The organism is Minwuia sp. IMCC3009 (genome assembly GCF_029909415.1).
Lineage (GTDB): Bacteria > Pseudomonadota > Alphaproteobacteria > Minwuiales > Minwuiaceae > Minwuia.
The window spans coordinates 77442-102425 of sequence record NZ_CP123781.1; the positions used below are offsets into that span (position 1 = coordinate 77442).

The following is a 24984-nucleotide window of genomic DNA, read 5'->3' on the forward strand; positions in this document are numbered from 1 at the left end:
ACAGGGGTATCAAGGCATGAAACTGTTCAGGGTGATGACGGTCGGAATCGCGGCAGCGGTGACGGCTCTGGCGATCGGCGGTGTGGCCAAGGCGGAGGAAAAGCTGAAGGTCGGCTTCGTCTACTGCTGTCCGGTCGGTGATCTCGGCTGGAGCTACGAACACGACAAGGGCCGCAAGGCGATCGAGGAAGCCTTCGGTGACCGGGTCGAGACAAGCTTCGTCGAGAGCGTTTCCGACGGCCCCGATGCGGAACGCGTGATCCGCCAGCTGGCCCAGAACGGCAACGACATGGTCTTCACCACATCGTTCGGGTTCATGAATCCGACGGTCAAGGTGGCGAAGTCCTTCGGCAAGGTGAAGTTCGAGCATGCCACCGGTTTCAAGCGCGGTGCCAATGTCGCCACCTATTCCTCGCGCTTCTACGAGGGGCGGCACATCCTGGGCCTGATCGCGGGCCGGATGACCACATCGAACACGGTCGGCTATGTCGCCTCCTTCCCGATTCCGGAAGTGGTGCGCGGCATCAATGCGGCCTTCCTGGCCGCGCGCAGCGTCAACCCCAAGGTCCAGTTCAAGGTGATCTGGGTGAACACCTGGTTTGATCCGGGCAAGGAAGCCGACGCCGCACGCGCCCTGATCGATCAGGGCGCGGACATCCTGATGCAGCACACGGATTCACCGGCAGCGATGAAGATCGCGGAGGATGCGGGCATCCATGCCTTCGGCCAGGCCTCCGACATGTCCCGCTTCGGTCCCAATGCCCAGATGACCGCCATCATCGACAACTGGGCGCCCTATTACGTCGCCCGCGTCAAGGCGGCGCTGGATGGTGAGTGGAAGTCGGAAGACACCTGGGGTGGCTTCAGCACCGGCATGGTCGCGCTGGCACCCTACAACGCCAACCTGCCTGCCAAGGTCGTCGCCGAGGCGGAGGCGGCCCGCAAGGCCATCGCCGCCGGCACCCTGCATCCCTTCACCGGTCCGCTGAACCGCCAGGATGGATCCGTCTGGCTGAAGGCAGGCGAAACAGCCTCCGACGGCGACCTGCTGGGCATGAACTTCTATGTCGAGGGGATCGAGGGCAGCGTCCCGCAGTAAGGCGGGGGCGCACTTCTGCCTGACCTGACCCTTCACGGGTCCGGAACAGAAAAAGGCAGCCTGACCGAAGTGGTCAGGCTGCCTTTCTGCTTTTCGGGTGTCCTGGTCGGGTGACCGGCCGTCAGCGTGTCGGGACGGGGACGTCGCCGCGGTAGTCGTAGAAGCCGCGGTTGGTCTTCTTGCCGAGCCAGCCGGCCTCCACGTACTTCACCAGCAGCGGGCAGGGACGGTACTTGGAATCGGCCAGGCCGTCATAGAGCACCTGCATGACGGCAAGGCAGGTATCCAGACCGATGAAGTCGGCCAGTTCCAGCGGCCCCATCGGATGGTTCGCGCCCAGCTTCATGGCCGTGTCGATGGCATCGACGGAGCCGACGCCCTCGTACAGCGTATAGACGGCCTCGTTGACCATCGGCAGCAGGATGCGGTTGACGATGAAGGCCGGGAAGTCTTCCGCCGCGGTCGCGGTCTTGTCCAGGCGGATGACGACCTCGCGCACCGCATTGAAGGTGGCGTCCTCGGTCGCGATGCCGCGAATCAGTTCCACCAGCTTCATGGCGGGGACCGGGTTCATGAAATGCATGCCCATGAACCGTTCCGGTCGGTCGGTCGTTGCGGCCAGACGGGTGATCGAGATCGATGAGGTGTTGGACGCGATCAGCGTCTGCTCCCCCAGGTGCTCGGTCAGGCCCTGGAAGATGACCTTCTTCAGCGCCTCGTCCTCGGTCGCGGCCTCGATCACCAGATCGGCCTTGCCGACCAGGGCGAGATCGGTGGAGGGGGTGATCCGGCGCAGGGTGGACTGGCGATCATCTTCGGAGATGCGGCCACGACCGGCCTGGCGGGCCAGGTTGCCGTCGATGGTCTCCATCGCCGCGTCCAGCCGATCCTGACTGATGTCATTCATGACCACGTCATAGCCTGCAAGAGCGCAGACATGTGCGATGCCATTGCCCATCTGGCCTGCGCCGATCACACCGACCGAGCGGATTTCAAAGGAGTCACTCATCCGGCTGTCATCCATCTGTCAGGAACTGGAAAGGAAAAACGGGTCGGCACGCAGCGGCATGCGCACCATGCCGACCCGGTCGTCGTTGGATCAAAGGGCCTGCTCAAGCTCCGGCACCGCCTGGAAGAGGTCCGCCACCAGGCCGTAGTCGGCAACCTGGAAGATCGGTGCTTCCTCATCCTTGTTGATGGCGACGATGACCTTGGAGTCCTTCATGCCGGCCAGATGCTGGATGGCACCGGAAATGCCGACAGCGACATAGAGCTCGGGCGCCACGACCTTGCCGGTCTGACCGACCTGCATGTCGTTGGGCACGAACCCGGCATCAACCGCCGCGCGGCTGGCACCCACGGCGGCACCCAGCTTGTCGGCCACCTTGTAGAGCATCTCGAAATTGTCGCCGTTCTGCATGCCGCGACCGCCGGAGATGACGATCTTCGCCGCAGCCAGTTCCGGGCGGTCCGACTTGGAAAGCTCGGCCCCGACATAGCTCGACAGGCCTGCGTCCTCGCCGGCACCCACTTCCGAGACATCGGCAGAGCCGCCTTCCGCATCCGCCTTGGCGAAATTGGTCGGGCGCACGGTGATGACCTTGGTCTCGTCGCTCGACTGCACGGTCGCCAGGGCGTTGCCGGCATAGATCGGGCGCACGAAGGTATCGGCGCTCTCCACCGCGATGATCTCGGAGATCTGCTGGGTATCCAGCAGGGCCGCGACGCGCGGGAAGATGTTCTTGGTGGAGGTCGTCGCTGCGGCAACGATGTGGCTGTAGTCACCGGCAAGACCGGCGATCAGGGCCGCAACCGGCTCCGCGAGCTGATGCTCCAGATGCGCGCCATCGGCATGCAGCACCTTGGCGACACCGGCGACCTTCGCGGCCTCCGCCGCCACGGCACCGGCACCGCTGCCGGCGACCAGCACATGCACGTCGCCGCCCATTTCGGATGCCGCGGTCACTGCCGACAGGGTCGCCGGGTTCAGTGCCGCATTGTCATGATCTGCAACTACCAGAATGCCCATCAGATCACCCCCGCTTCGTTCTTCAACTTGTCGACCAGCTGCTCGATGCTCTCGACCTTGATGCCACCCTGACGCTTCGGCGGCTCGGTAACCTTCACGGTCTTCAGGCGCGGTGCGATGTCGACACCCAGATCAGCCGCGTCCTTCATGTCGATCGGCTTCTTCTTCGCCTTCATGATGTTCGGCAGGCTGGCATAGCGCGGCTCGTTCAGGCGCAGGTCCGTGGTGACGATCATCGGCATCTTGACCTTGACCGTCATCAGGCCGCCATCGACTTCGCGCGTCACGTTGGCATGGTCGCCGTCGATCTTGACCTCGGAGGCGAAGGTGCCCTGGCTCCAGCCCAGCAGCGCCGACAGCATCTGGCCGGTCTGGTTGGAGTCGTCGTCGATCGCCTGCTTGCCCAGGATCACCAGGTCCGGCTTCTCCTCATCGCAGACCGCCTTCAGCAGCTTGGCCACGGCCAGCGGCTGCACTTCGTCATCGGACTTGATGAGGATGCCGCGATCAGCGCCCATGGCGAGCGCGGTACGGATGGTTTCCTGCGCCTGCTGAACGCCGATGGAGATCGCAATGACCTCGGTCGCGGTGCCGGCTTCCTTCAGCCGCACTGCTTCCTCGACCGCGATCTCGTCGAACGGATTCATGGACATCTTGACATTGGCGAGATCGACACCGCTCTGGTCGGCTTTCACCCGCACCTTCACGTTGTAGTCGACCACGCGCTTGACAGCGACGAGTACCTTCATCTGGTCGTTTTCCCCAATCTTGTCGGAACCGGAAACGCAGCGTGGAGCACTGCGCAGCCCCACACCGTACTTGAAAATCCTGCCATCTGACACGCCCGAAAACGGACCCGGCGATGGTGCGGCGCACAATAGTAAGGCGGGCTGAGGGTGTCAACGAACCGTAATGCGTGCTCCGGACAGGGCCGCCATGCCCGGAAAACCGGGCGTTCAGGCCCCCTGTTGCAGGATGCTTGATTGTGGTCGGCGTTCGTGGTGCGATGCTGGTTCAAGCCGCGTGCCGGAGACGGTACACATGCGGGAGCTTGCAAAGGGTCAGTGTCTCTGACATAAAGCCGCGCTCGCTTCCGACCATGGGCGAGATCCGGGGGGCCGGTCCATGAACGGGTGCTGTGCGGGTTCCATGCACAACGCTCTGACAATCGAATCCCCAAAGCAAACTGGCATTCGAATGCCGCGACCGCCGTCGGGCCGACGACGGCCGTGCTCCGCACAGCACGTCTGGCCCCTTGAGCACGGCTTCTGTTGAGACGATGGAGATCGCATGACGCGACAGACTGGGACGCCTCGCGCCTACGGCCTGCCGCCCGAGCAGGGCCTCTACGATCCACGCAACGAGCATGATGCGTGCGGTATCGGATTTGTTGTCGACATCAAGGGGCGAAAATCGCACGACATTGTCTCGCAGGGTCTGCAGGTTCTCGTGAACCTGACCCATCGGGGTGCTGTCGGTGCTGATCCTCTCGAAGGCGACGGCGCGGGCATCCTGGTCCAGATTCCGGACGCGTTCTTCCGCGAGGTCTGTGATTTCGAACTGCCGGAGGCCGGTCACTACGGTGTCCTGAACATCTTCCTGCCCAAGGATCCCGACATTCGCGTGCTCTGCGAGAACATGCTGGAGCGCTACGCGGTGGCCGAGGGACAGCGCGTGCTCGGCTGGCGCGACGTGCCTGTGGACCGCAATGGCATCGGCGAGAGCGTGCTGGCCGTTGAGCCGGTGATCCGCCAGATGTTCATCGCCCGTGACCCGGCACTGCCGGATCAGGACGCGTTCGAGCGCAAGCTGTTCGTCATCCGCAAGCAGGCGGCCATCGAGTCGCGCAAGATCAATCACCGCGAAGCGGGCATGCTCTACATCACCACCAGTTCGTCCCGCGTCGTCTGCTACAAGGGCATGCTGCTGGCGGAGCAGATCGGCAGCTATTTCAAGGATCTGACCGATCCGCGATTCTCCTCGGCGCTGGCGCTGGTGCATCAGCGGTTCTCCACCAACACCTTCCCGGCCTGGTCGCTGGCGCATCCGTTCCGTCTGATCTGCCACAATGGCGAGATCAATACCGCGCGCGGCAACGTCAACTGGATGGCGGCGCGTGGCAAGGCGCTGAAGTCGGACGTGCTGGGGGATGACCTGAAGAAGCTGTGGCCGCTGATCGCCGATGGCGTCTCGGATTCCGCCAGTTTCGACAATGCGCTGGAACTGCTTGTGGCCGGTGGCTACCCGCTCAGCCATGCCATGATGATGCTGATCCCGGAAGCCTGGGACAACAATCCGCTCATGGATCCGGCGCAGAAGGCTTTCTACGAATATCACGCTGCCCTGATGGAGCCCTGGGACGGCCCCGCCGCCGTCGCCTTTACCGATGGCCGCCAGATCGGCGCCACGCTGGACCGCAACGGTCTGCGCCCGGCGCGTTACATCGTTACCGACGATGACCGTGTCATCCTTGCGTCGGAAGCCGGAACCCTGCCGGTATCGGAGGAGCGGATTCGCCAGAAGTGGCGGCTGCAGCCCGGCAAGATGCTGCTGATCGATACGGAAAAGGGCGAGATTGTCTCCGACGAGGCGCTGAAGGCCGAGATCGCGGCCAGCAAGCCCTATGGCAAGTGGGTTGCGGACAGTCAGCTGAAGATCAGCGACCTGCCGCCGGCCATGCCGCCGATGAAGCCGAACCGGACGACCATGCTGGATATGCAGCAGGTGTTCGGCTACACGCAGGAAGACCTGAAGTTCCTGATGGCACCCATGGCGGAGACCGGGGCGGAAGCCATCGGTTCCATGGGCAACGACACGCCGATTCCGGCGCTGTCCTCCAAGGGCAAGCCGCTCTACAACTATTTCAAGCAGCTCTTCGCGCAGGTGACGAACCCGCCGATCGATCCGATCCGCGAGGAACTGGTGATGTCGCTCACCAGCTTCATCGGTCCGCGCCCGAACCTGCTGGGTCTCGGCGGTGGCGCGCATCTGAAGCTGGAGGTCTCGCAGCCGATCCTGACCAACGAGGATCTGGAGCGAATCCGTCATATCGAGGATGTGCCCACCAACGACTTCCACGCGCAGACGCTGGATATCACCTTCTCCCGCCAGGAGGGGCCCCAGGGCATGGCGCGCCGGATCAGTGCCCTGCAGCGGGAGGCGCAGGATTGCGTCGAGCGCGGTGAGAACATCATCATCCTGTCCGACCGTGCCGTCGACATGGACCGTGTGCCGGTCCCGGCCGCGCTGGCGACTTCGGCGGTTCACCATCATCTGGTGCGCAATGGTCTGCGTACCTCCGTCGGGCTGGTCGTCGAGACCGGCGAGGCGCGCGAAGTGCATCATTTCTGTGTGCTGGCCGGGTACGGGGCGGAGGCCATCAATCCATGGCTCGCTTTCGAGACCCTGACCGACATGCATCCGGGTATCGCCCCGGGTGAGGAAAAGCGCCTGCACAAGAACTTCATCAAGGCGGTGGGCAAGGGCATCCTGAAGGTCATGTCCAAGATGGGCATCTCCACCTACCAGTCCTATTGCGGCGCGCAGATCTTCGACGCCGTCGGTCTGTCGAGCAGCTTCGTTGCCACCTATTTCCCCGGCACCCACACCCGCATCGAAGGCGTCGGCCTGGATGTGCTGGCGGCGGAAACGGTGGAACGGCATCGGCTGGCGTACGAGGACGTGCCGATCTATCGCAACGCGCTGGACGTCGGCGGTGACTATGCGTTCCGCATCCGTGGCGACGCGCATGTCTGGACGCCGGAAACGGTCGGCCTGCTGCAGCATGCCGTGCGCGGTGACGCCCAGGACAAGTACCGGGAATATGCGCGCATCATCAACGACCAGAGCAAGCAGTTGCTGACGCCGCGCGGCCTGTTCGAGATCCGCCTCGCCGAGGAGCCGGTGCCGCTGGAAGAGGTGGAGCCTGCCACCGAGATCGTGAAGCGGTTCTCCACCGGTGCAATGTCCTTCGGCTCCATCAGCCGGGAGGCGCATACCACCCTGGCCATTGCCATGAACCGGATCGGCGGCAAGTCGAACACCGGCGAGGGCGGTGAGGAGCCGGAACGGTTCGTCAAGCTGGCGAACGGCGACTCGGAGCGTTCGGCGATCAAGCAGATCGCGTCGGGCCGGTTCGGCGTGACGGCGGAGTATCTCGTCAACTCGGACATGATGCAGATCAAGATGGCCCAGGGCGCGAAGCCCGGTGAGGGCGGCCAGCTGCCCGGGCACAAGGTCGACAAGGTGATCGCGCGTGTGCGTCATTCGACCCCGGGCGTGGGCCTGATCTCCCCGCCGCCGCACCACGACATCTATTCCATCGAGGATCTGGCGCAGCTGATCTACGACCTGAAGAACGTCAACCCGACGGGCGACGTGTCGGTGAAGCTGGTGTCGGAGGTTGGTGTCGGCGTGGTCGCGGCCGGTGTGTCCAAGGCCAAGGCCGACCATGTGACCATCTCCGGGTTTGAAGGCGGCACGGGTGCGAGTCCGCTGACCTCCATCAAGCATGCCGGCAGCCCGTGGGAGATCGGCCTGGCCGAGACCCAGCAGGCGCTGGTGCTGAACCGGCTGCGGGGCCGGATCGCGGTGCAGGTCGATGGTGGCCTGCGCACCGGGCGCGACGTCATCGTCGGTGCCCTGCTGGGCGCTGACGAGTTCGGCTTCGCCACCGCGCCGCTGATCGCGGCGGGCTGCATCATGATGCGCAAGTGTCACCTGAACACCTGCCCCGTGGGCGTGGCGACCCAGGACCCGGAACTGCGCAAGAAGTTCCAGGGCGCGCCGGAGCATGTGATCAACTATTTCTTCTTCGTCGCCGAGGAAGTGCGGGAACTGATGGCCGCGATGGGGGTTCGCACCATTGACGAGCTGATCGGGCGCACCGACCTGCTGGACAAGAAGCAGGCGATCGAACACTGGAAGGCGCGCGGTCTGGACTTCTCCCGTCTGTTCCACCGTCCGCAGGTCGGCCCGGAAGTTGCCGTGCGCAACACCGAGGAGCAGGAGCACGACATCTACGAGATTCTGGACCGTGACCTGATCGAGCAGGCGATGCCTGCGCTCGAGTCGGGTACGCCGGTTCAGATCGAAATGCCGATCCGCAACATGAACCGGACCACCGGTGCCATGCTGTCGGGTGAAGTGGCGAAGCGCTATGGCCATGCCGGGCTGCCGGAGGATTCGATCTCCGTCAGGTTCAAGGGCACGGCGGGCCAGAGCTTTGGCGCCTTCCTGGCGCGCGGGGTCAGCTTCGAACTGTGCGGCGACGGCAATGACTATGTCGGCAAGGGGCTGTCAGGTGGCCGTATCGCCATCTACCCGGACCCGAGCAGCCAGATCGTGCCGGAGCAGAGCATCATCATCGGCAATACCGTGATGTATGGCGCGATTGCCGGCGAATGCTATTTCCGCGGTGTCGGCGGGGAGCGTTTCTGTGTGCGCAACTCCGGTGCGACGGCGGTAGTCGAAGGCGTCGGCGATCATGGCTGCGAATACATGACCGGCGGAATCGTGCTGGTCATCGGCCCCACCGGGCGCAACTTCGCGGCAGGCATGTCGGGCGGTATCGCCTATGTCCTGGACGAGCGTGGCGACTTCGAACGGCGCTGCAATGCGGAGATGGTGGACCTTGGTCCGGTTGATCCTGCCGATCTGGCGCCTGAAGGTGATGACCTGTCGGATCACCTGCGTCACGACGCCAGCCGTATCCGCATGCTGCTGGAGCGTCATGCGCACTACACCAACAGTGCCCGTGCGAAAGCCCTGCTGGAGGATCTCGACGGCACGCTGTCGAAGATCGTCAAGGTCACGCCGCGGGACTATGCACGCGCCCTGAACGAGCTGCGGGCCGAGGAAGCCGCCACCGCCGAAGCCGGCGCGCTGCCGGGAGGAGATGACTGATGGGCAAGGTCACGGGGTTCCTGGAGATCGAACGCAAGGATCGCCACTACCGTCCGGCGGAGGAGCGGGTAAAGCACTTCCGCGAGTTCGTGGTGCCGCTTCCCGATGACGAACTGAAGGCCCAGGGCGCGCGCTGCATGGACTGCGGCATCCCCTACTGCCATCAGGGCTGCCCGGTGAACAACATCATCCCGGACTGGAACGATCTGGTCTACAACGGGAAATGGCGGGAAGCTTCGGAGGTTCTGCACTCCACGAACAACTTCCCCGAATTCACCGGTCGCGTCTGTCCCGCCCCGTGCGAGGCGTCCTGCACGCTGAACATCGACGACAGCCCGGTCACCATCAAGACCATCGAGTGCGCCATCGTCGACCGCGCCTTCAGCGAAGGCTGGATCGAACCGCAGATCCCGAAGCATCGCACCGGCAAGACGGTTGCCGTCGTCGGCTCCGGCCCTGCCGGTCTGGCTGCGGCGCAGCAGCTGGCCCGCGCCGGGCATCGGGTGCATGTATTCGAGAAGAACGCGAAGATGGGCGGCCTGCTGCGGTACGGCATTCCCGACTTCAAGATGGAGAAGCATCTGATCGACCGCCGCCTGTCGCAGATGCAGACCGAGGGCGTGATGTTCATCGGTGGTATCCATGTCGGTATCGACAAGTCGGTCGATGACCTGCTGGCCGAATTCGACGCGGTTGTCCTGGCTGGCGGCGCGGAGGCTCCGCGCGACCTGCCGGTGCCGGGCCGCGACCTGGACGGCGTCATGTTTGCGATGGATTTCCTGCCGCAGCAGAACCGCCGGGTCAGCAACGAACCGCTGGGCGATATCGAGGAAGTCACGGCAGAGGGCAAGCACGTCATCGTCATCGGTGGTGGCGATACCGGCTCCGACTGCATCGGCACCAGCTTCCGTCAGGGTGCGGTTTCCGTCACCCAGCTCGAGATCATGCCGGCACCGCCGGCGCGCGAGAACAAGGCCCTGACCTGGCCGGACTGGCCGCTGAAGATGCGCACCTCCTCCAGCCAGGCAGAAGGCGCCGAGCGCGATTTCTCCGTCGTCACGACCGCCATCCGGGGCGAGGACGGCAAGGTCGTCGCCATCGAGTGCGCGCGGTGCGAGGGGCCGGAGAAGGGCTTCGCGAAGATCGAGGGGTCGGAGTTCGAGCTGAAGGCCGATCTGGTGCTGCTGGCCATGGGCTTCGTCAGCCCGGTGCATGAAGGCATGATCGACGATCTGGCGGTGGAAAAGGACCAGCGCGGCAACGTCATGGCCAACACGGAGGATTATCAGACCTCCTGCGCCAACGTCTTCGCCTGCGGTGACATGCGTCGCGGTCAGAGCCTGGTCGTCTGGGCCATCCGCGAAGGCCGCCAGTGCGCCCGCTCCGTCGACGAGTTCCTGATGGGATCAACCCTGCTGCCGCGTTGAATGCGGATCGTCTTGTTCGGGACGGGGATGATCTTCATTGCCCCCGCGAGCGTTCTGACCAAGGGAGTGTCGGCCTGGCATCTCTCCCCTGCTTCCCCCCCCCTCGCGGGGGAAGTGGCCGCGCAGCGGTCGATGGGGGGGAAGCCGAAGGCTGTTGCGCAGTGGTCCGGTGCTGCATCGGCTTCGCCGATCCACCCCCTTCCCGGCCTTCCCCCGTCGAGGGGGAAGGGGCGCTTGCTTCGTTGTTCGACCATTCCTCGTTGTCGTTGGTGTCAGGTTGAAATCCTGACGACTTCGCTGTGTCCTGCCGTTCAGCCCCGGAACAGTCGGCTCAGTTCCGGGACATAGGCGTCCCCATGCCCTGCCCCGGCCGCCGTCCCGATGGCGGAGGAGACGCCGTCGGCAATGGCCCGGCTGCCGGAACTCTCGCCAACCATCTCGCGGTAATAGTCGATGTCCTTGATCGCATTGCCGATGGAGAAGGGCACGTCACTGGCGTCGCCGGTCAGGATGCAGTGCCTCAGCCGCTCCAGCGCCATCCCGGCCCCGCCACCCTTGCCCAGCACATCGACGAAGACCTGCGGTTCGACCCCCGCCTCCGCCGCCTGCGCCGCCGCTTCCGCCAGCAGCGCCATGTGGCCGACCGAGACATAGTTGTGCAGCAGTTTCATCCGGTGTCCGAAGCCGACACCGCCCACATGATCGATGTTCTCCGTGAAGGTGTCCAGTACCGGTCGCGCAGCCTCCAGCACCTCGGCCTCGCCACCGACGAGGATGTTCAGCGTGCCTTCATGTGCCTGCTTTGACAGGCGGGTCATCGGCGCATCCAGAAACCGCCCCCCGGCCTCCGCCACCAATGCCGCCATCCGCTCCGTCGATTCCGGCAGGGCGGTCGAACAGTCCACGACGATGGTGCCGGGTTTCAGCGCGGCAATCACGCCCGTCTCCCCGGTCATCACCGCCTCCACTTGCGGCGAACCGGTAACGCAGATGATGACCAGATCGGAAACCGCCGCGACCGCGCCCGGCGAGTCCTGCTGGCCCGCGCCCATCCCGATCAGGTCGTCCACCGGCTGGTTGCCGGGATGATCCATCATCACCAGCGGAAATCCGCCCTTCAGCACATTCAGCGCAATCCCGTGGCCCATCAAGCCCACACCGATGATCCCGACCCGCATGTCCATTCTCCTCCCGCATCCAGTATCCGTGGAAGGGAGTGTACCGGGCCGTTACCCCCGCGTCAGTGCGGCTGTTCCGTTATCGCCGATAGTCCGCCGTCATGCCGTAGCCGGACCACTGCAGTTTCAGCCATGAACCATCCGGGCCGTACCAGACATCGAAATCGCGGCTGGTTTCGGCGTGGTAGCGGCGGGCGAGGTGGCGCTTCTCCTGCGCGTCGATGAATTCCAGGTCCAGTTCCGTGATGGCGACCTTGCGGATGTCGCCCCGCGCGGCATCCAGGAATGCGCTCCGCTGCACGGCATCCTGTCTCCAGAAGGCGGTGGAGGGCCAAATGTCGGCGGGCAGGGTGCGGTTGCCGAAGCGCAGGCTGGTCACCTCCAGACCCTCCGCTCCCTGAACCGCCGTGACCTCGTCCCTGTTGTCGCCGTCCAGGGTGGTGGAGGTGAAGCGGACGAGCCGGTCGCCCTGCCAGACTTCCTCCGTTGTCTGCGTGTAGTCGAACACGGTGACGAAGAACAGCCGCACCCGGATGCGGATATCGACCTTCACGGTCATCTGTCCGGCGTCGGGGCCGGGGGTAAAGCTCAGGCTGTGATGCCCGACCTTCGAGCCGGCGATGTGCACGTCGAAATGGATGTCATCGGGTTGCGCCGCATGGACCGCGCCCGGCAGGGCCGCCGCCGTCAGCAGGCCCAGCCCGCCCAGCAGCAGCCCGCGACGGTCAATGCCGGGCGATGCCCGCATAGTCCGAGGCAGCGACCTCGTCGCATTTCGCGCGGTAGGCCGGTGCGCCCGCAGCGTAGAGCAGGAAGGTGCGCTTGTTCTTGCCTTCGACATTGGTGTTGATGCCCATGAACCATGAATCGACCTTGGTATAGAGCATCTTTTCCGCGCTTTCATGGACATGGTGTGTCCATTCCGTGGCAGCGGCCTCGTCCGCCTCCGCCGTCGCCAGGCCCTTCTCCCGCATGTTGCGGATGAAGTCGGTGGCCCATTCCACGTTCTGCTCGATGCAGCGCGGAATGTTGCAGAAGGACGCGGCATTGTGCGGCCCCACCAGGGTCAGCATGTTGGGGAAACCCGGCACCATCAGGCCGAGGTAGGTGAGCGGTCCCTCCGCCCACTTCTGCTGCAGCGTCTGGCCGTCCACGCCCTCGAACGCGATCTTCGAGAAGCCGCCGGTGACGGCGTCGAATCCGGTGGCATAGATGATGATGTCGAATTCCAGTAACTCGGCGCTGGTCCGGATTCCGGTCGGCGTCACCCGTTCGATGGGCGTGTCCTGCAGGTTCACCAGCCGCACATTGTCCTGATTGTAGACCTCGTAGTAGTTGGTCTCCAGCGGCACGCGCCGGGTGCCGAAGCCATGATCCTTCGGGATCAGCATGTCGGCGACCTTCGGGTCCTTCACCCGCTGGCGGATCTTGGCGGCGACGAAGTCGGAAATGGTCTGGTTCGCTTCCTCGCTGACGAAGATGTCGCGGAAGTTGCCCATCCAGATGCCGAAGCCGGGGGCGTCGTACAGTTCCTCGTAGAAGGCTTCGCGCTCCTCCGCGCTCACCCCCATCGCGCGGCGCGGGTCGGCGTCATGCATGAAGCAGCCGTGGGACCGCTTGCAGATCTCGAAGATCTCCGGGTAGCGGGCGCGGATGTCCTGCTGCTGTTCCGGCGTGATCGGGCTGTTCTTCAGCGGCGCGCACCAGTTCGGGCGGCGCTGGAACACGGTCAGTTGTCCGGCGGTCTTGGCGACTTCCTGGATCGTCTGCACGCCGGTTGCTCCGGTGCCGATGACCGCCACGCGCTTGCCCTTGAAATCCACTGGCTCATGCGGCCAGCGGGCGGTGTGCATCGACTGGCCCCGGAAGTCGTCGATGCCGTCGATGGTCGGCATGGTGGGGACCGACAGGGGGCCGATGGCGGTGATCAGGAACTGCGCGGAGCCGGTCCAGCCATCCGCCGTCCAGACCGTCCATCGCTCCGCCTCACTGTCCCAGCGGGCGCGGGTGACCGTGCTGTCGAAGCGGATGTCGCGGCGCAGATCGAGCTTGTCGGCGACGAAGTTGCAATAGCGCAGCGTCTCCGGCTGGGCCGAGAAATGCTCGCTCCATTGCCACTCGTCCAGGATCTCCTCCGAGAAGGAATAGCCGTAGGAATAGCTTTCCGAATCGAAGCGCGCGCCCGGATAGCGGTTCCAGTACCAGGTGCCGCCGACGCCGTCCCCGGCCTCCAGTACCTGCACCGACATGCCCAGGCCGCGCAACTGGTGCAACTGGTACATGCCGGAAATTCCGGCCCCGATGATGATGGCGTCGAAGGTCTGCTCGGTCATGATCGTCTCTCCCCTGTGTGTCAGGGTAGCACGTCATTAAACGGGAGCCAGAGCGGCCTCAGAATACCCCCTCTGCCCGCATCGCGGCGAGATCGTCGTCCGAATAGCCCAGCTCGCGCAGCAGGGACTCGGTATGTTCGCTCAGGCGCGGCAGGGTGGTGTTGGCGCGGCCCGGTTCCTCCGCGAACTTCATCGGCACTCCGACATGCTCGAAGCCGTCCGCGTCCTCGAAGATCATGCCGCGATGGCGCAACTGCGGATCGTCACAGGCCTGGCGCAGGTCGTTGACGGGGGCGAAGGCTGCGTCCACATCCTCGAACCACGCCACCCATTCCGCCTGGGTCTTCGTGGCGAAGGTTTCCCGCAGGAAGTCGATGGCGGGCTGCTGTGTCGGTCCCGGCGGCGGCTCGCAGGCCTCGATCAGGTCGGGGCGGCCCAGCTTGGTCAGGATCGCCTTCGCGAAGTGCATCTCCGCGCCGCCCAGCACGATGTGCTTCCCGTCCGCCGTGGCGTAGATGTTGTACATGGCGTTGCCGCCCCAGGTCCGCTCATGCCGCACGACCGGCATCTTCTTCTCCGCAAAGACGGTGCCGAGCAGGTTCGGCATTGCCGCCATCAGCGAATCCATCATCGACAGATCGATGGTGTCCCCCTGACCGGTCTCGGTCCGGCGCAGCAGCGCCATCAGGATCGCCGACAGCCCCATGGTGGCCGACAGCATGTCCGCGTTGGCGATGCCGGGAATCGTCGGCGCGCCGTCCGCGCCGATGTTGCAGCTCAGCACACCGGCCAGCGCCTCCGTCGCCAGATCGTGCGCCGGGCGCTTCACATAGGGGCCGTCCTGACCGAAGGCGGAGATGGAGCAATAGACCAGGCGCGGGTTGCGGGCGCGCACGGTTTCCGCGTCGACACCCAGCCGTTTCACCACGCCGGGGCGAAACGCCTCGATCATCACGTCGGCGGTCTCGGCCAGTTTCAGCAGCGCCTCCCGCCCCGCCTCCGTCTTCAGGTTCAGCTGCACCGATTTCTTGCCTCGGTGCGTGTTCTGGAAATAGACCGTCACCCCGTCGGCGCGCCGGGCGCCGATCTCCCGGTTCGGCTCCCCGCCATTGATGGGTTCCAGCTTGATCACCTCCGCCCCGTGATCCGCCATCATCTGGGTCAGCAGCGGGCCGGGCAGGAAAAGCGACAGATCGAGGACGCGGATACCTTCCAGTTTCATCAGTAGCCCTCCGACTGCGACCAGTCGAAATAGAGACCGTGGGCGCGCCGCGCGATGGGGCCGGGCTGCAGATCCCGCCCCTCGTAGCGGGTGACGGGGACCACCTTGCCGAAATTGCCCGTGGTGAAGATCTCGTCCGCTTCGGCGAAGTCCTGCGGAGTCAGGGTGACCTCCTGCACTTCGACACCGTCGGCGCGGAACAGCTCCGTCATCCGCTGCTTGGTGATGCCGTTCAGGAAGGTGCCGTTCCAGACCGGTGTCATGGCAACACCGTCCTTGACCATCCAGATGTTGGCGGTGGCCAGTTCCGCGACATTGCCGGAAGGGTCGCAGAGCAGGGCATTGTCATAGCCACGCTGTCCGGCCTCCCGCAGCGCGCGCTGGGAATTCGGATAGAGGCAGGAAGCTTTGGCATCGGTCGGGGCCATGTCGCGGGCCGGACGGCGGTGGGTGGACAGGCAGACACTCATCCCCGTCGCGGTGGGCAGGGGCGACTCATAGACAGCCAGCGTGAACTCCGTCGATTCCGGATCGGGAGAGACGAAGCCGGTGCGGGCGAAGAACATCGGACGGATGTAATAGGCGCGGTCGCGGGGCAGGTCGGCCAGTGCCTCCCGGCACAGCTCCTCCACCCGCGCGGCATCTTCCTTCGGTTCCAGCAGCATGGTGCGGGCGGAACGGACGACGCGTTCGCAATGGGGTGTCAGGTCCGGTGCCAGCCCCTCGAAAGCCCTGGCGCCGTCGAACACGACACTGGCCATCCAGAAGGCGTGATCCATCGGGCCGGTCAGGCGCGGGTTCTCCGTGAACCAGTCCCCGTCGTAAAAGAACCGTGCTTCCATGCTGCGCTCTCCTCCCCAAGCTTTCGTTTGACCGTGTCTTAGTCGGTTTTGCGCCGTGAGGGAATTGCCCGCTGATCGCCGCGCGTCCGGTCAGGGCAATGGTGGCGTCGGACCGCGCAAGCCTGTATCAGCAACGCTCGAGACTCTTTCAGGACCCGGAACCATGAGCCTGCTTTTTCCCCTGGCGCGACGTCTGCTGTTCAGCATGGATGCCGAACGGGCCCACAATCTGACCGTTCGGGCGCTCCGCAATCCGGCGCTGGCCAGGCTGGCGGCTGTGCGGGTACCCGACATGCCGGTGGAGATCGCGGGTCTGCGCCTGCCGAACCCGGTGGGACTGGCGGCGGGACTGGACAAGAACGCGGAAGCTGTCGATGGCTTGCTGGCGCTGGGTTTCGGCTTCGTGGAGATCGGCGGCGTGACGCCGAAGCCGCAGCCGGGCAATCCGCGCCCCCGCGTCTTCCGCCTGATGGAGGACCGGGCTGTGATCAATCGCTATGGCCTGAATTCCGACGGGGCGGAGGCCGTGGCGCGCAATCTGGAGCGGCGGCGCGCACCGGGCATCGTCGGCGTCAACCTGGGGGCCAACAAGGAAAGCACCGATCGTATCGCCGACTATGCGGAATGCCTGCGGGTGGTGGGGCCGCTGGTGGACTATGCGACGGTCAATGTCTCGTCCCCCAACACACCCGGGCTGCGCGCGCTGCAGGACCGCGCCGCGCTGGTGGATATCTTCGAGCGGCTGATCAGGGTACGGAATGAAGGCCGTCTGAAGACGCCCCTGTTCCTGAAGGTCGCGCCGGACCTGACCGCGGCGGACATCACGGATGTATCCGCCGTCGCACGCGACATGGGAATCGATGCCCTGGTCGTTGCCAACACGACCATCGCCCGCCCCGACAGCCTGCGCAGTCCGAACCGCACGGAGGTCGGTGGCCTGAGCGGCGCGCCGCTCTGCGGCCCGTCGACGGAGGTGCTGTCGCGGTTCCGCGAGGCCACCCGGGGCGAGGTCCCGCTGATCGGGGTCGGCGGGATCATGACGGGCGAGGATGCGGCGGCGAAGGTGCGCGCCGGGGCTTCGGCAGTGCAGTTCTACAGCGGCATGATCTGGCGCGGTCCCGAGCTGATCCGCGAGTCGGCTGAAGCCATCGCTGCCCTCCACGGGACATGAGCGCCCCGCGCAAGCCACGCCCGGCTGTCGAGGTCGGCATGGCCATGATGGCGGCGGGGATGCTGTGGATTCCCTGTATCGATGCCATCGCCAAGTTCCTGGGCGAGAGCGTGCCGCCGGGCCAGATCGCGGCCAGCCGCTTCCTGTTCCAGTCGCTGCTGCTGTTTCCGCTGTTGCTGCTGGCCGGGGGATTGCCCCGTGTGCCATGGCGACAGTTGCATCTGCACGCGGCACGGGGGGCGCTGATCGCCCTGGCAACCGCGTTCTTCTTCACGGCGCTGCAACACATGCCGATTGCGGACGCCATCGCGATCTTCTTCGTGGAACCGCTGATCCTGACCCTGCTGTCGGGACTGTTCCTGGGGGAAGCCGTGGGCTGGCGCAGGATGACCGCGGTGCTGGTCGGGTTCCTGGGAGCGCTGATCGTCATCAGACCGGGCTTCGGCTGGGTCGGCTGGCCGGCGCTGATGCCCCTGCTCGCGGCAGGCTGTTTCGCCGTCTATCTGGTGCTGACACGGCGCATGGCCCAGACCGGTGACGCGGTGCAGATGCAGTTCTGGGCCGGAGTGTTCGGCTTTCTGACCATGGCGGCTGTCCTGGCCCTCGGCGGGATCGCCGGTATCCCGGCACTGACCGCGGTTCAGCCCGAACTGCACGAGTGGGGCCTGCTGTTCGCGCTTGGGCTGGTGGCGACCGCTGGGCACATGCTGGTCGTGCATGCGTTCCGTCGCGCTCCGGCTGGGGTGCTCGCCCCGTTTCAGTACCTGGAGATCATCAGTGCGACGGTGCTTGGATACCTCATCTTCGATGACTTTCCCGATGCGGTGACCTGGACCGGCGTTGCGGTGATCGTCGGGGCAGGCATGTATGTGTTCCATCGGGAGCGCAAGCTGGCGCGCGTTTCCCACTGATCCGATGTGAAACGGTCACAAATGGCCGATATTCCGGCTGTTTAGGTGTTGTCGGAATGGTACGGCCGTCCCGCGCGTGATATGAGAAGGTTCAGGGACAAGACCCTTCAAGGGCAGGCGACCGGGGAGAGCAAGATGCGTTCAGGGACACTTGTCCTCGCCGCAGCATTGGCGGCATTGCCGATGGCAATGGTGTCCTTGGGTCTGCAGGCAGGCCCGCGCGAGTCCCTGCAACTGGCCCAGAACGAGATCGAAGCCAGGCCCGCACCGCCAAAGCCGGTGGCCCAGAAGCCTGCACCGCCGCCGACACAGTTCATTCCCATCGCGGCCTACTGGACCGGTCCCTACGCCGCCGGCGGTTCCGCGTTCGGTGACGGTATGGCGGACTATTACGAACTGCTGAACAGGCGGGACGGCGGCATCAACGGCGTCAGGTTGAGCTGGGAAAAGTGCGAGACCGCCTACAAGGCGGAACGTGTCGTTGCCTGTTACGAGAAGCTGAAGAAGGCCAGCACCAGCGGCCTGCCGTTCTTTCACCCGCTCTCGACCGACGCGACCTATGCGCTGGTGGGGCCGGGCCGGGCCGATCAGGTTCCCATCATCACCATGGGGTACGGGCGCGCGGACGGTTCCGACGGCCGGGTCTTCCCTTACGTGTTCCCCGTCATCACCAGCTACTGGAGCCAGTCGACGGCGGAGGTCCGTTTCATCGGTCAGCTCGAAGGCGGGATGGACAGGCTGAAAGGCCTGAAGATCGCCAACGTTCATCATGATTCTGCCTATGGAAAGGAAACCATCCCGGTTCTGGAGCGTCAGGCGCAGAAGTATGGGTTCGAGTTCCGCAACTTCCCGGTCGCCCATCCTGGGCTGGACCAGAAATCGATCTGGCTGCAGGTCGCACGGCAGTACAAGCCGGACTACGTGATCCTGCGCGGCTGGGGCGTGATGAATCCCATGGCCCTGAAGGAGGCACGCCGGGTCAAGTTTCCGGCCAACCGGGTCATCGGTGCCTGGTGGTCGGGGTCGGAGGAGGATGTGATCCCCGCCGGTCCGGCCGCGAAGGATTATTATGCTGCGGGGTACCAGTCCGCCGGGGCGGACTATCCGGTGATCCAGGACATGATCCGTTACCTCTATGACAAGGGTGACGGTGACATGGACCCGCGGCGGGTAGGCTCGATCTACTTCAATCGTGCCGTGGCCATGGCCATCGTCGGCACCGAGGCCATCCGCGACGCCATGCGGATGGCGGGAGAGAACCGTCCGGTCACCGGGGCGGAGGTTCAGGCCGCGCTGGAACAGTTGACGCTTGATGAGGCGCGGCTGGCGAAGCTCGGCGCGGTCGGTCTGCTGCCGGAGATCAGGCTTTCCTGCCGCAATCACGGCGGTGACTCGCCGCTGAAGTTCCTGCAATGGGACGGCACCGCCTGGGGGGAGGCAACGGACTGGATCGAGACCGATCAGTCCATCGTGCGCCCGATGGTGGAATCCTCCGCGGTCGCCTATGCGAAGGAAAATGGCATCACGCCGCGCATCTGCCCGAACTGACCGCTTCGCCAGACCTGCCGGTCGCCATCAGTCTTGCCGTTCAGTCCGTCGGTGTCGTGACGGTCAGGCGCGCGGATCCTGCCTGCAGGATACCCTCAGGCCGGTCCAGGCGCAGCATGGCAAGCACGTGATCGCCTGCGCCGCTGCGCACGGTCCCGACGCTGCGCCCATCCACGACCACATCCGCGCCAGCGTCAGGCAGTTCGCCCTCGACATGGCAAGCCAGCAGCATCTTGCGGACGTTGCCGCGATACCTGCTCCGCGCCGTGATCTCCTGCCCGACGTAGCAGCCCTTGCGGAAGTCGATGCCGTTCAGCTTGTCGAAACGCACCTCCAGCATGAAGTTCTTCTCCACCTCCATGTCCCGGCTGCCATCCGGGATGCCGCGTGAGACGCGCAGCGCATGATAGGCGGACAGGTCGTCATCGTGGTCGGGCAGGGGGTGTGTGGCGGGCCAGAGCAGGCGCTTTCCCATGCCCGGATCGCGGGGGTCGGTGTAGCTGATCGCACCCTCTCCCGTGACATCGCCGTCGGGTGCCGCCAGCACCTGCCAGTCGGCGCTGACGTCGTCGATCGTGACCTTCGATCGCAGCCTGTACATGGTCAGGCGTCGCTTCAGGTCGTCGATCCGGGGGGCCTCCACCTCCAGCAGCAGGGCGTCGCCGTCGGGCTCGGGCGTGACGAAGAAGTCGTGCAGGAACTTGCCCTGGGGGGTCAGCAGCGCGGCATAGACCGCCGTTCCTGCGGCAATATCCGCAACATTGTTGGTCACCAGGGCCTGGAGGAATCCCACGGCCTCGGTGCCGCCAACCCGCAGCACGCCCCTGTCGGGAATTCTGAAGACATTCATTGCGTCTGCTCCCTGCCGGTGGGTGATCCGATCCTACTCTGCCGCCAGACTCGGCGGGCGGGTCCAGGCGTGCTGTTCCGAGTGGGGGTCGAGCGGTGTCCCGACCAGATGGTTGGTATAGTTGGAAATCACCTTGTGCGCGATGACGCCGACAATCTCGATGACATTGCGTTTCGTGAAACCCGCGGCCATGAAGTGGTCGAGGTCGGCGTCTTTCACCCAGCCGCGCTGAACCACCATCTTCTGCGTGAAGGCGCGCAGCACGTTCAGGCGGTCGTCGGCGAAGGGGGAATTGGTGCGCGCCGCCTCGATCACATCCTGCGGAATCTTCTCCGCATTGGCGATCCGCGTGTGGCCTGCCATGCAGTAGGTACAGTCGTGATAGGCGTTGATGGTGAACCACACCACATGCCGTTCCTCAGGCGTGAAGGACATCTTCATCACGGCGCGGCTGAGGGCCATGTAGGCTTCGGTGGTGGCCGGTGCCTCCACCATTCCGGCGATCAGGTTGGGGACGAAGCCATAGCTCTTCTCCGCCTTCTCCAGCAGTTCCCTGCCGTCTTCCGGCGCCGTTTCCTGCGTGTGAAGCTGAAACCGTGTCATCGTCACCTCCTGCGTGTCTGCCCCGCTATCTGATGCGGCTGCGGCGGCAATCAAGTTTCCTGTCGGGGACGTGATGGTCGCTGGGGGAACAGTGTTTGGTCGTGACCGACGCAGGCGCGGCGGCGGACTGTGGGAAGAACAGGTTGATCGACAGGGGGGCGAACATGACCGATGAACTGATCCATCTGGCACGCTGGCACAATGGGGACAAGGGCTTCTCCCCCTTCACGGACGCGGAGATGCAGCGCAGGCAGGACGCCATGCGGGCGCTGATGGCAGCGGATGACATCGATGCCTGCCTGTTCAGCAGCTACCACAACATCTGCTACTTCTCGGGCTTCATGTACTGCCAGTTCGGGCGCCGTTACGCCCTGACCCTGACGCCGGATGCGGCAACGACCCTGACCGCGGCGATCGATGGCGGGCAGCCCTGGCGGCGGACGTTCGGTGACAACCTGACCTACACGGACTGGCGTCGGGAGAGCTATTTCGACGGTCTGAAGCAACTGCTGCCCGGGGTTCGCCGGCTGGGGATCGAGTTCGATCACGTGACCCTGCAGTTCCGCGATCTGCTGGCAGCGCATTTCCCGGGTGTGGAACTGGTGGATTGCGGTGAAACGGCCATGCGGCTGCGCACGGTCAAGTCGGCAGAGGAGCACGCCCTGATCCGGGAGGGTGCACGCATCTGCCGGATCGGTGGCGAGGCGGTGATGGAAGCCGCCCGCCCCGGGGTGCCGGAGCATGAGGTGGCGCTGGCCTCCACCAGTGCCATGGTGCGGGCCATCGCGGACAGTTTCCCCTTCGTCGAGCTGATGGATACCTGGACCTGGTTCCAGTCCGGCATCAATACCGACGGGGCCCACAATCCGGTGACCAACAGGCGGATCGAACAGGGCGATATCCTGTCCCTGAACACCTTCCCGATGATCTTCGGCTATTACACGGCGCTGGAGCGGACCCTGTTCGCAGGTGCGGTGGACGCTGTCTCGCTGGATCTCTGGCAGAAGAACTGCGCGGTTCATGTACGCGGCATGGAACTGATCCGGCCGGGTGCGCGCTGCTGCGATATCGCGCTGGAACTGAACGAGATGTATCGCGGCTGGGACCTGCTGAAGTATCGCTCCTTCGGATATGGTCACAGCTTCGGCGTGTTATCCCATTACTACGGACGCGAAGCGGCGGTGGAATTGCGTGAGGATGTGGAGACCGTGCTGCAACCGGGCATGGTGGTATCCATGGAACCCATGATCATGCTGCCCGAGGGTGTGGAGGGGGCCGGCGGCTATCGTGAACATGACATTCTGATCGTCACCGGGGACGGCGCCGAGAACATCACGGACTTCCCCTTCGGCCCCGAAAAGATGATTCTGCCTGCATAATCAGCAACAAGGCAGGGTGGTTGCATGATGATCACAAAGCTGACATCGTTGCACCGCAACACGAAGACGGGCCCAGACACTGCGGCAACAAGCAGGTCGGACCAACAGGGACTGCAAACGCCGACCGGGCGTTCGAACTTCAAGCACCTGCAATCAATGCGGGGCAAACAGGGAATTGAGGCAGCTGCGTGACAGGCGATCAGTCGATGGGCGATCCATTCGTCCGGTTCCAGGAAGTGCAGAAGAGCTATGACGGTGAAACGCTCGTCGTCAAGAATCTGAACCTAGATATCGCCAATGGCGAATTCCTGACGATGCTTGGCCCGTCCGGGTCCGGAAAGACAACCTGCCTGATGATGCTCGCAGGGTTCGAGACTCCGACGCATGGCAAGATCGTTCTCGACGGCGCGCCGCTGAACGATGTGCCGCCGCACAAGCGCGACATCGGCATGGTATTCCAGAACTACGCGCTGTTCCCCCACATGACGGTGGCCGAGAACCTGGCCTTCCCGCTGAAGGTCCGCAAGATGGGCAAGGCGGAGATCGAGGAGCGGGTCCAGCGGGCACTGGACATGGTGCAGCTCGGCCCCTTCGGCGGCCGGCGCCCGATGCAGCTTTCCGGCGGGCAGCAACAGCGTGTCGCGGTGGCCCGCGCGCTGGTCTTCGACCCGAAACTGGTGCTGATGGACGAACCGCTGGGCGCGCTGGACAAGCAGCTGCGCGAGCAGATGCAGTTCGAGATCAAGCATATTCACGACAATCTCGGCATCACGGTGGTCTATGTCACCCATGACCAGTCCGAGGCGCTGACCATGTCGAACCGCATTGCGGTGTTCAACGACGGCATCATCCAGCAGCTGGCACCACCGGCGGACCTGTATGAACGCCCCGACAATGCCTTCGTGGCGCAGTTCATCGGCGAGAACAACAAGCTGACCGGCAAGGTCACGGCGGCGGATGGCGACAGGTGCTCGGTGGAACTCGACAGCGGTGAGAAGGTGACGGCCCTGTCGATCAGTCACGGTGGTGTGGGCCAAAAGACCATGCTGTCGATCCGGCCCGAGCGGGTGATGATCGGCGACGATGTGAAGGACTGCGACGTCCATGTCGATGCCCGGGTGCAGGAACTCATCTACCTGGGTGACCACATCCGCACGCGCCTGACCGTCTGCGGGCGCGACGACTTCGTGGTGAAGATTCCGAATTCAACAGATCGTGCCGGTCTCGTGCCCGGCAACGAAATTTCCCTTGGCTGGCGGACACGCGACTGCCGGGCACTCGATATGCCCGACAATCTGTGATCACAGGGTCAGCAGGGAACAGGATCGCACGAGAGAAAAACCAAGGAGGCTCATAATGAAAAGCTTCAAGTCAGCCCTGATTGCGGCTGCTGTGGCGAGTGTTGCGGCAGGTGCCGTGACCAGTGCCCAGGCCGAGACGGAACTGGTTGTCGTATCCTGGGGCGGTGCCTATTCGGCCAGCCAGCAGGGCGCCTACCATGATCCCTACATGGCCGCCAATTCCGATGTCAGGATCGTCAATGACGACTCGTCCAACGCGGCCGTGGCCAAGCTGCGCGCGATGAACGAAGCCGGCAATGTCACCTGGGACCTGGTCGATGTGGTCGCCGCCGATGCCATCCGTCTGTGCGACGAGGGCCTGGCCGAGATCATCGACCACGACAAGGTGCTGGCACCGGCCCCCGATGGCACGCCCGCCTCTGAGGATTTCGGCGACCTGATCGTGTCCGAATGCTTCATCCCGCAGATCGTGTACTCCACGACCTTCGGCTATCGCACCGACATGGTCTCCTCCACGCCGACCAGCGTCTGCGACGTCTTCGATCTGGAGAAGTTCCCCGGCAAGCGCGCGCTGGAGAAGAACCCGATCAACAACATGGAATGGGCCCTGCTCTGTGACGGCGTCGCGCCGGATCAGGTCTATGAGGTTCTGGGCACCCCGGCCGGTGTCGAGAAGGCCCTGGCCAAGCTTGGCACCATCAAGGACAGCGTTGTCTGGTGGACCAAGGGCGCACAGACACCGCAGCTTCTGGCTGACGGCGAAGTCGTGATGGGCTCCACCTACAACGGTCGTCTCTTCTCGGTGATCGAGGAAGAGAAGCAGCCGATCGCGATGCTGTGGGACTGGCAGGTGTTTGACCTGGACGGCTGGATCGTCCCCACGGGCACCAAGAACAAGGAAGCGGTGATGGAGTATCTGCGCTTCGCCACCGACACCCAGCGTCTGGCTGATCAGGCGAAGTTCATCTCCTACGGTCCGGCGCGCAAGTCATCGGCACCGCTGGTGGGCAAGCACGCCACGCTGGGCATCGAGATGGCACCGCACATGCCGACCGATCCCGCGAATTCCAAGACCACCCTGCTCTACAACTACGAGTTCTGGGCGGACAATCGCGACGATATCGATGAGCGTTTCCAGTCCTGGCTGCTGCAGTAAGGCTCATGACGTGACGGACTCCGGGGCGGGT

19 protein-coding genes are annotated in these 24984 nt (G+C 64.4%); 9 read left to right on the forward strand and 10 right to left on the reverse strand.

Annotated elements, in window-relative coordinates:
- Positions 1-16: 16 nt before the first annotated feature.
- Positions 17-1099 (forward strand): BMP family ABC transporter substrate-binding protein, encoded by a 1083-nt coding sequence (locus QGV55_RS00375; protein ID WP_281018867.1) that lies wholly within the window; start codon positions 17-19, stop codon positions 1097-1099.
- Between the two features lie 121 nt (positions 1100-1220).
- Here QGV55_RS00375 and QGV55_RS00380 read toward each other — a convergent pair whose 3' ends face one another.
- The 3 genes from QGV55_RS00380 to QGV55_RS00390 all read right to left on the reverse strand — a co-directional run bounded on the left by QGV55_RS00380 (position 1221) and on the right by QGV55_RS00390 (position 3877).
- Positions 1221-2108 (reverse strand): 3-hydroxybutyryl-CoA dehydrogenase, encoded by an 888-nt coding sequence (locus QGV55_RS00380; RefSeq protein ID WP_281018866.1) that lies wholly within the window; start codon positions 2106-2108, stop codon positions 1221-1223.
- A gap of 90 nt (positions 2109-2198) precedes the next feature.
- Positions 2199-3128 (reverse strand): FAD-binding protein, encoded by a 930-nt coding sequence (locus QGV55_RS00385; RefSeq protein ID WP_281018865.1) that lies wholly within the window; start codon positions 3126-3128, stop codon positions 2199-2201.
- Positions 3128-3877 carry an electron transfer flavoprotein subunit beta/FixA family protein gene (locus QGV55_RS00390; RefSeq protein WP_281018864.1) on the reverse strand — a complete coding sequence of 250 codons (750 nt, stop codon included), beginning with the start codon at positions 3875-3877 and terminating at the stop codon, positions 3128-3130. The genes QGV55_RS00385 and QGV55_RS00390 overlap by 1 nt, the downstream gene beginning before the upstream one ends.
- Before the next feature lie 541 nt (positions 3878-4418).
- Between QGV55_RS00390 and gltB the strand changes: the two genes are divergently transcribed.
- On the forward strand, positions 4419-9032 hold the full coding sequence (gene gltB, locus QGV55_RS00395; RefSeq protein ID WP_281018863.1) for a glutamate synthase large subunit: 4614 nt from the start codon (positions 4419-4421) through the stop codon (positions 9030-9032).
- Positions 9032-10459: a glutamate synthase subunit beta gene (locus QGV55_RS00400; RefSeq protein WP_281018862.1), complete on the forward strand. Its 1428-nt coding sequence runs from the start codon at positions 9032-9034 to the stop codon at positions 10457-10459. Before gltB ends, QGV55_RS00400 begins: the two co-directional genes overlap by 1 nt.
- Positions 10460-10770: 311 nt before the next feature.
- On the opposite strand, the gene QGV55_RS00405 is transcribed toward QGV55_RS00400, so the two are convergent.
- From QGV55_RS00405 to QGV55_RS00425, 5 genes are all read right to left on the reverse strand, one after another.
- Complete coding sequence (locus QGV55_RS00405) at positions 10771-11637, reverse strand: NAD(P)-dependent oxidoreductase (RefSeq protein ID WP_281018861.1); 867 nt, start codon at positions 11635-11637, stop codon at positions 10771-10773.
- 79 nt (positions 11638-11716) lie between these two features.
- Positions 11717-12385 (reverse strand): DUF6134 family protein, encoded by a 669-nt coding sequence (locus QGV55_RS00410; RefSeq protein ID WP_281018860.1) that lies wholly within the window; start codon positions 12383-12385, stop codon positions 11717-11719.
- On the reverse strand, positions 12363-13970 hold the full coding sequence (locus QGV55_RS00415) for an NAD(P)/FAD-dependent oxidoreductase (protein WP_281018859.1): 1608 nt from the start codon (positions 13968-13970) through the stop codon (positions 12363-12365). The genes QGV55_RS00410 and QGV55_RS00415 overlap by 23 nt, the downstream gene beginning before the upstream one ends.
- A 58-nt stretch (positions 13971-14028) precedes the next feature.
- Positions 14029-15192 (reverse strand): CaiB/BaiF CoA-transferase family protein, encoded by a 1164-nt coding sequence (locus QGV55_RS00420; RefSeq protein ID WP_281018858.1) that lies wholly within the window; start codon positions 15190-15192, stop codon positions 14029-14031.
- Positions 15192-16034, reverse strand: a complete 843-nt coding sequence (locus tag QGV55_RS00425; protein ID WP_281018857.1) for a branched-chain amino acid aminotransferase — start codon at positions 16032-16034, stop codon at positions 15192-15194. The genes QGV55_RS00420 and QGV55_RS00425 overlap by 1 nt, the downstream gene beginning before the upstream one ends.
- 163 nt (positions 16035-16197) lie before the next feature.
- On the opposite strand from QGV55_RS00425, the gene QGV55_RS00430 reads away from it, so the two are divergent.
- From QGV55_RS00430 to QGV55_RS00440, 3 genes are all read left to right on the forward strand, one after another.
- On the forward strand, positions 16198-17205 hold the full coding sequence (locus QGV55_RS00430) for a quinone-dependent dihydroorotate dehydrogenase (RefSeq protein ID WP_281018856.1): 1008 nt from the start codon (positions 16198-16200) through the stop codon (positions 17203-17205).
- Positions 17202-18116 carry a DMT family transporter gene (locus QGV55_RS00435; RefSeq protein WP_281018855.1) on the forward strand — a complete coding sequence of 305 codons (915 nt, stop codon included), beginning with the start codon at positions 17202-17204 and terminating at the stop codon, positions 18114-18116. The genes QGV55_RS00430 and QGV55_RS00435 overlap by 4 nt, the downstream gene beginning before the upstream one ends.
- Before the next feature lie 135 nt (positions 18117-18251).
- The gene (locus QGV55_RS00440) at positions 18252-19664 is read left to right on the forward strand and encodes an ABC transporter substrate-binding protein (RefSeq protein ID WP_281018854.1); all 1413 of its coding nucleotides are present in this window, start codon (positions 18252-18254) and stop codon (positions 19662-19664) included.
- Between the two features lie 40 nt (positions 19665-19704).
- On the opposite strand, the gene QGV55_RS00445 is transcribed toward QGV55_RS00440, so the two are convergent.
- Together QGV55_RS00445 and QGV55_RS00450 are read right to left on the reverse strand one after the other, a co-directional pair.
- Positions 19705-20514, reverse strand: a complete 810-nt coding sequence (locus QGV55_RS00445) for a hypothetical protein (protein ID WP_281018853.1) — start codon at positions 20512-20514, stop codon at positions 19705-19707.
- 33 nt (positions 20515-20547) lie between these two features.
- A complete protein-coding gene (locus QGV55_RS00450; RefSeq protein WP_281018852.1) occupies positions 20548-21117 on the reverse strand; it encodes a carboxymuconolactone decarboxylase family protein in 570 nt (189 codons plus the stop codon).
- Between the two features lie 164 nt (positions 21118-21281).
- On the opposite strand from QGV55_RS00450, the gene QGV55_RS00455 reads away from it, so the two are divergent.
- The 3 genes from QGV55_RS00455 (at position 21282) to QGV55_RS00465 (ending at position 24953) form a co-directional block, all read left to right on the forward strand.
- Positions 21282-22496: a M24 family metallopeptidase gene (locus QGV55_RS00455; protein ID WP_281018851.1), complete on the forward strand. Its 1215-nt coding sequence runs from the start codon at positions 21282-21284 to the stop codon at positions 22494-22496.
- Between the two features lie 206 nt (positions 22497-22702).
- Positions 22703-23797: an ABC transporter ATP-binding protein gene (locus QGV55_RS00460; protein WP_281018850.1), complete on the forward strand. Its 1095-nt coding sequence runs from the start codon at positions 22703-22705 to the stop codon at positions 23795-23797.
- A 55-nt stretch (positions 23798-23852) separates the two neighbouring features.
- On the forward strand, positions 23853-24953 hold the full coding sequence (locus tag QGV55_RS00465; protein ID WP_281018849.1) for an ABC transporter substrate-binding protein: 1101 nt from the start codon (positions 23853-23855) through the stop codon (positions 24951-24953).
- The last annotated feature ends 31 nt before the right edge of the window (positions 24954-24984 follow it).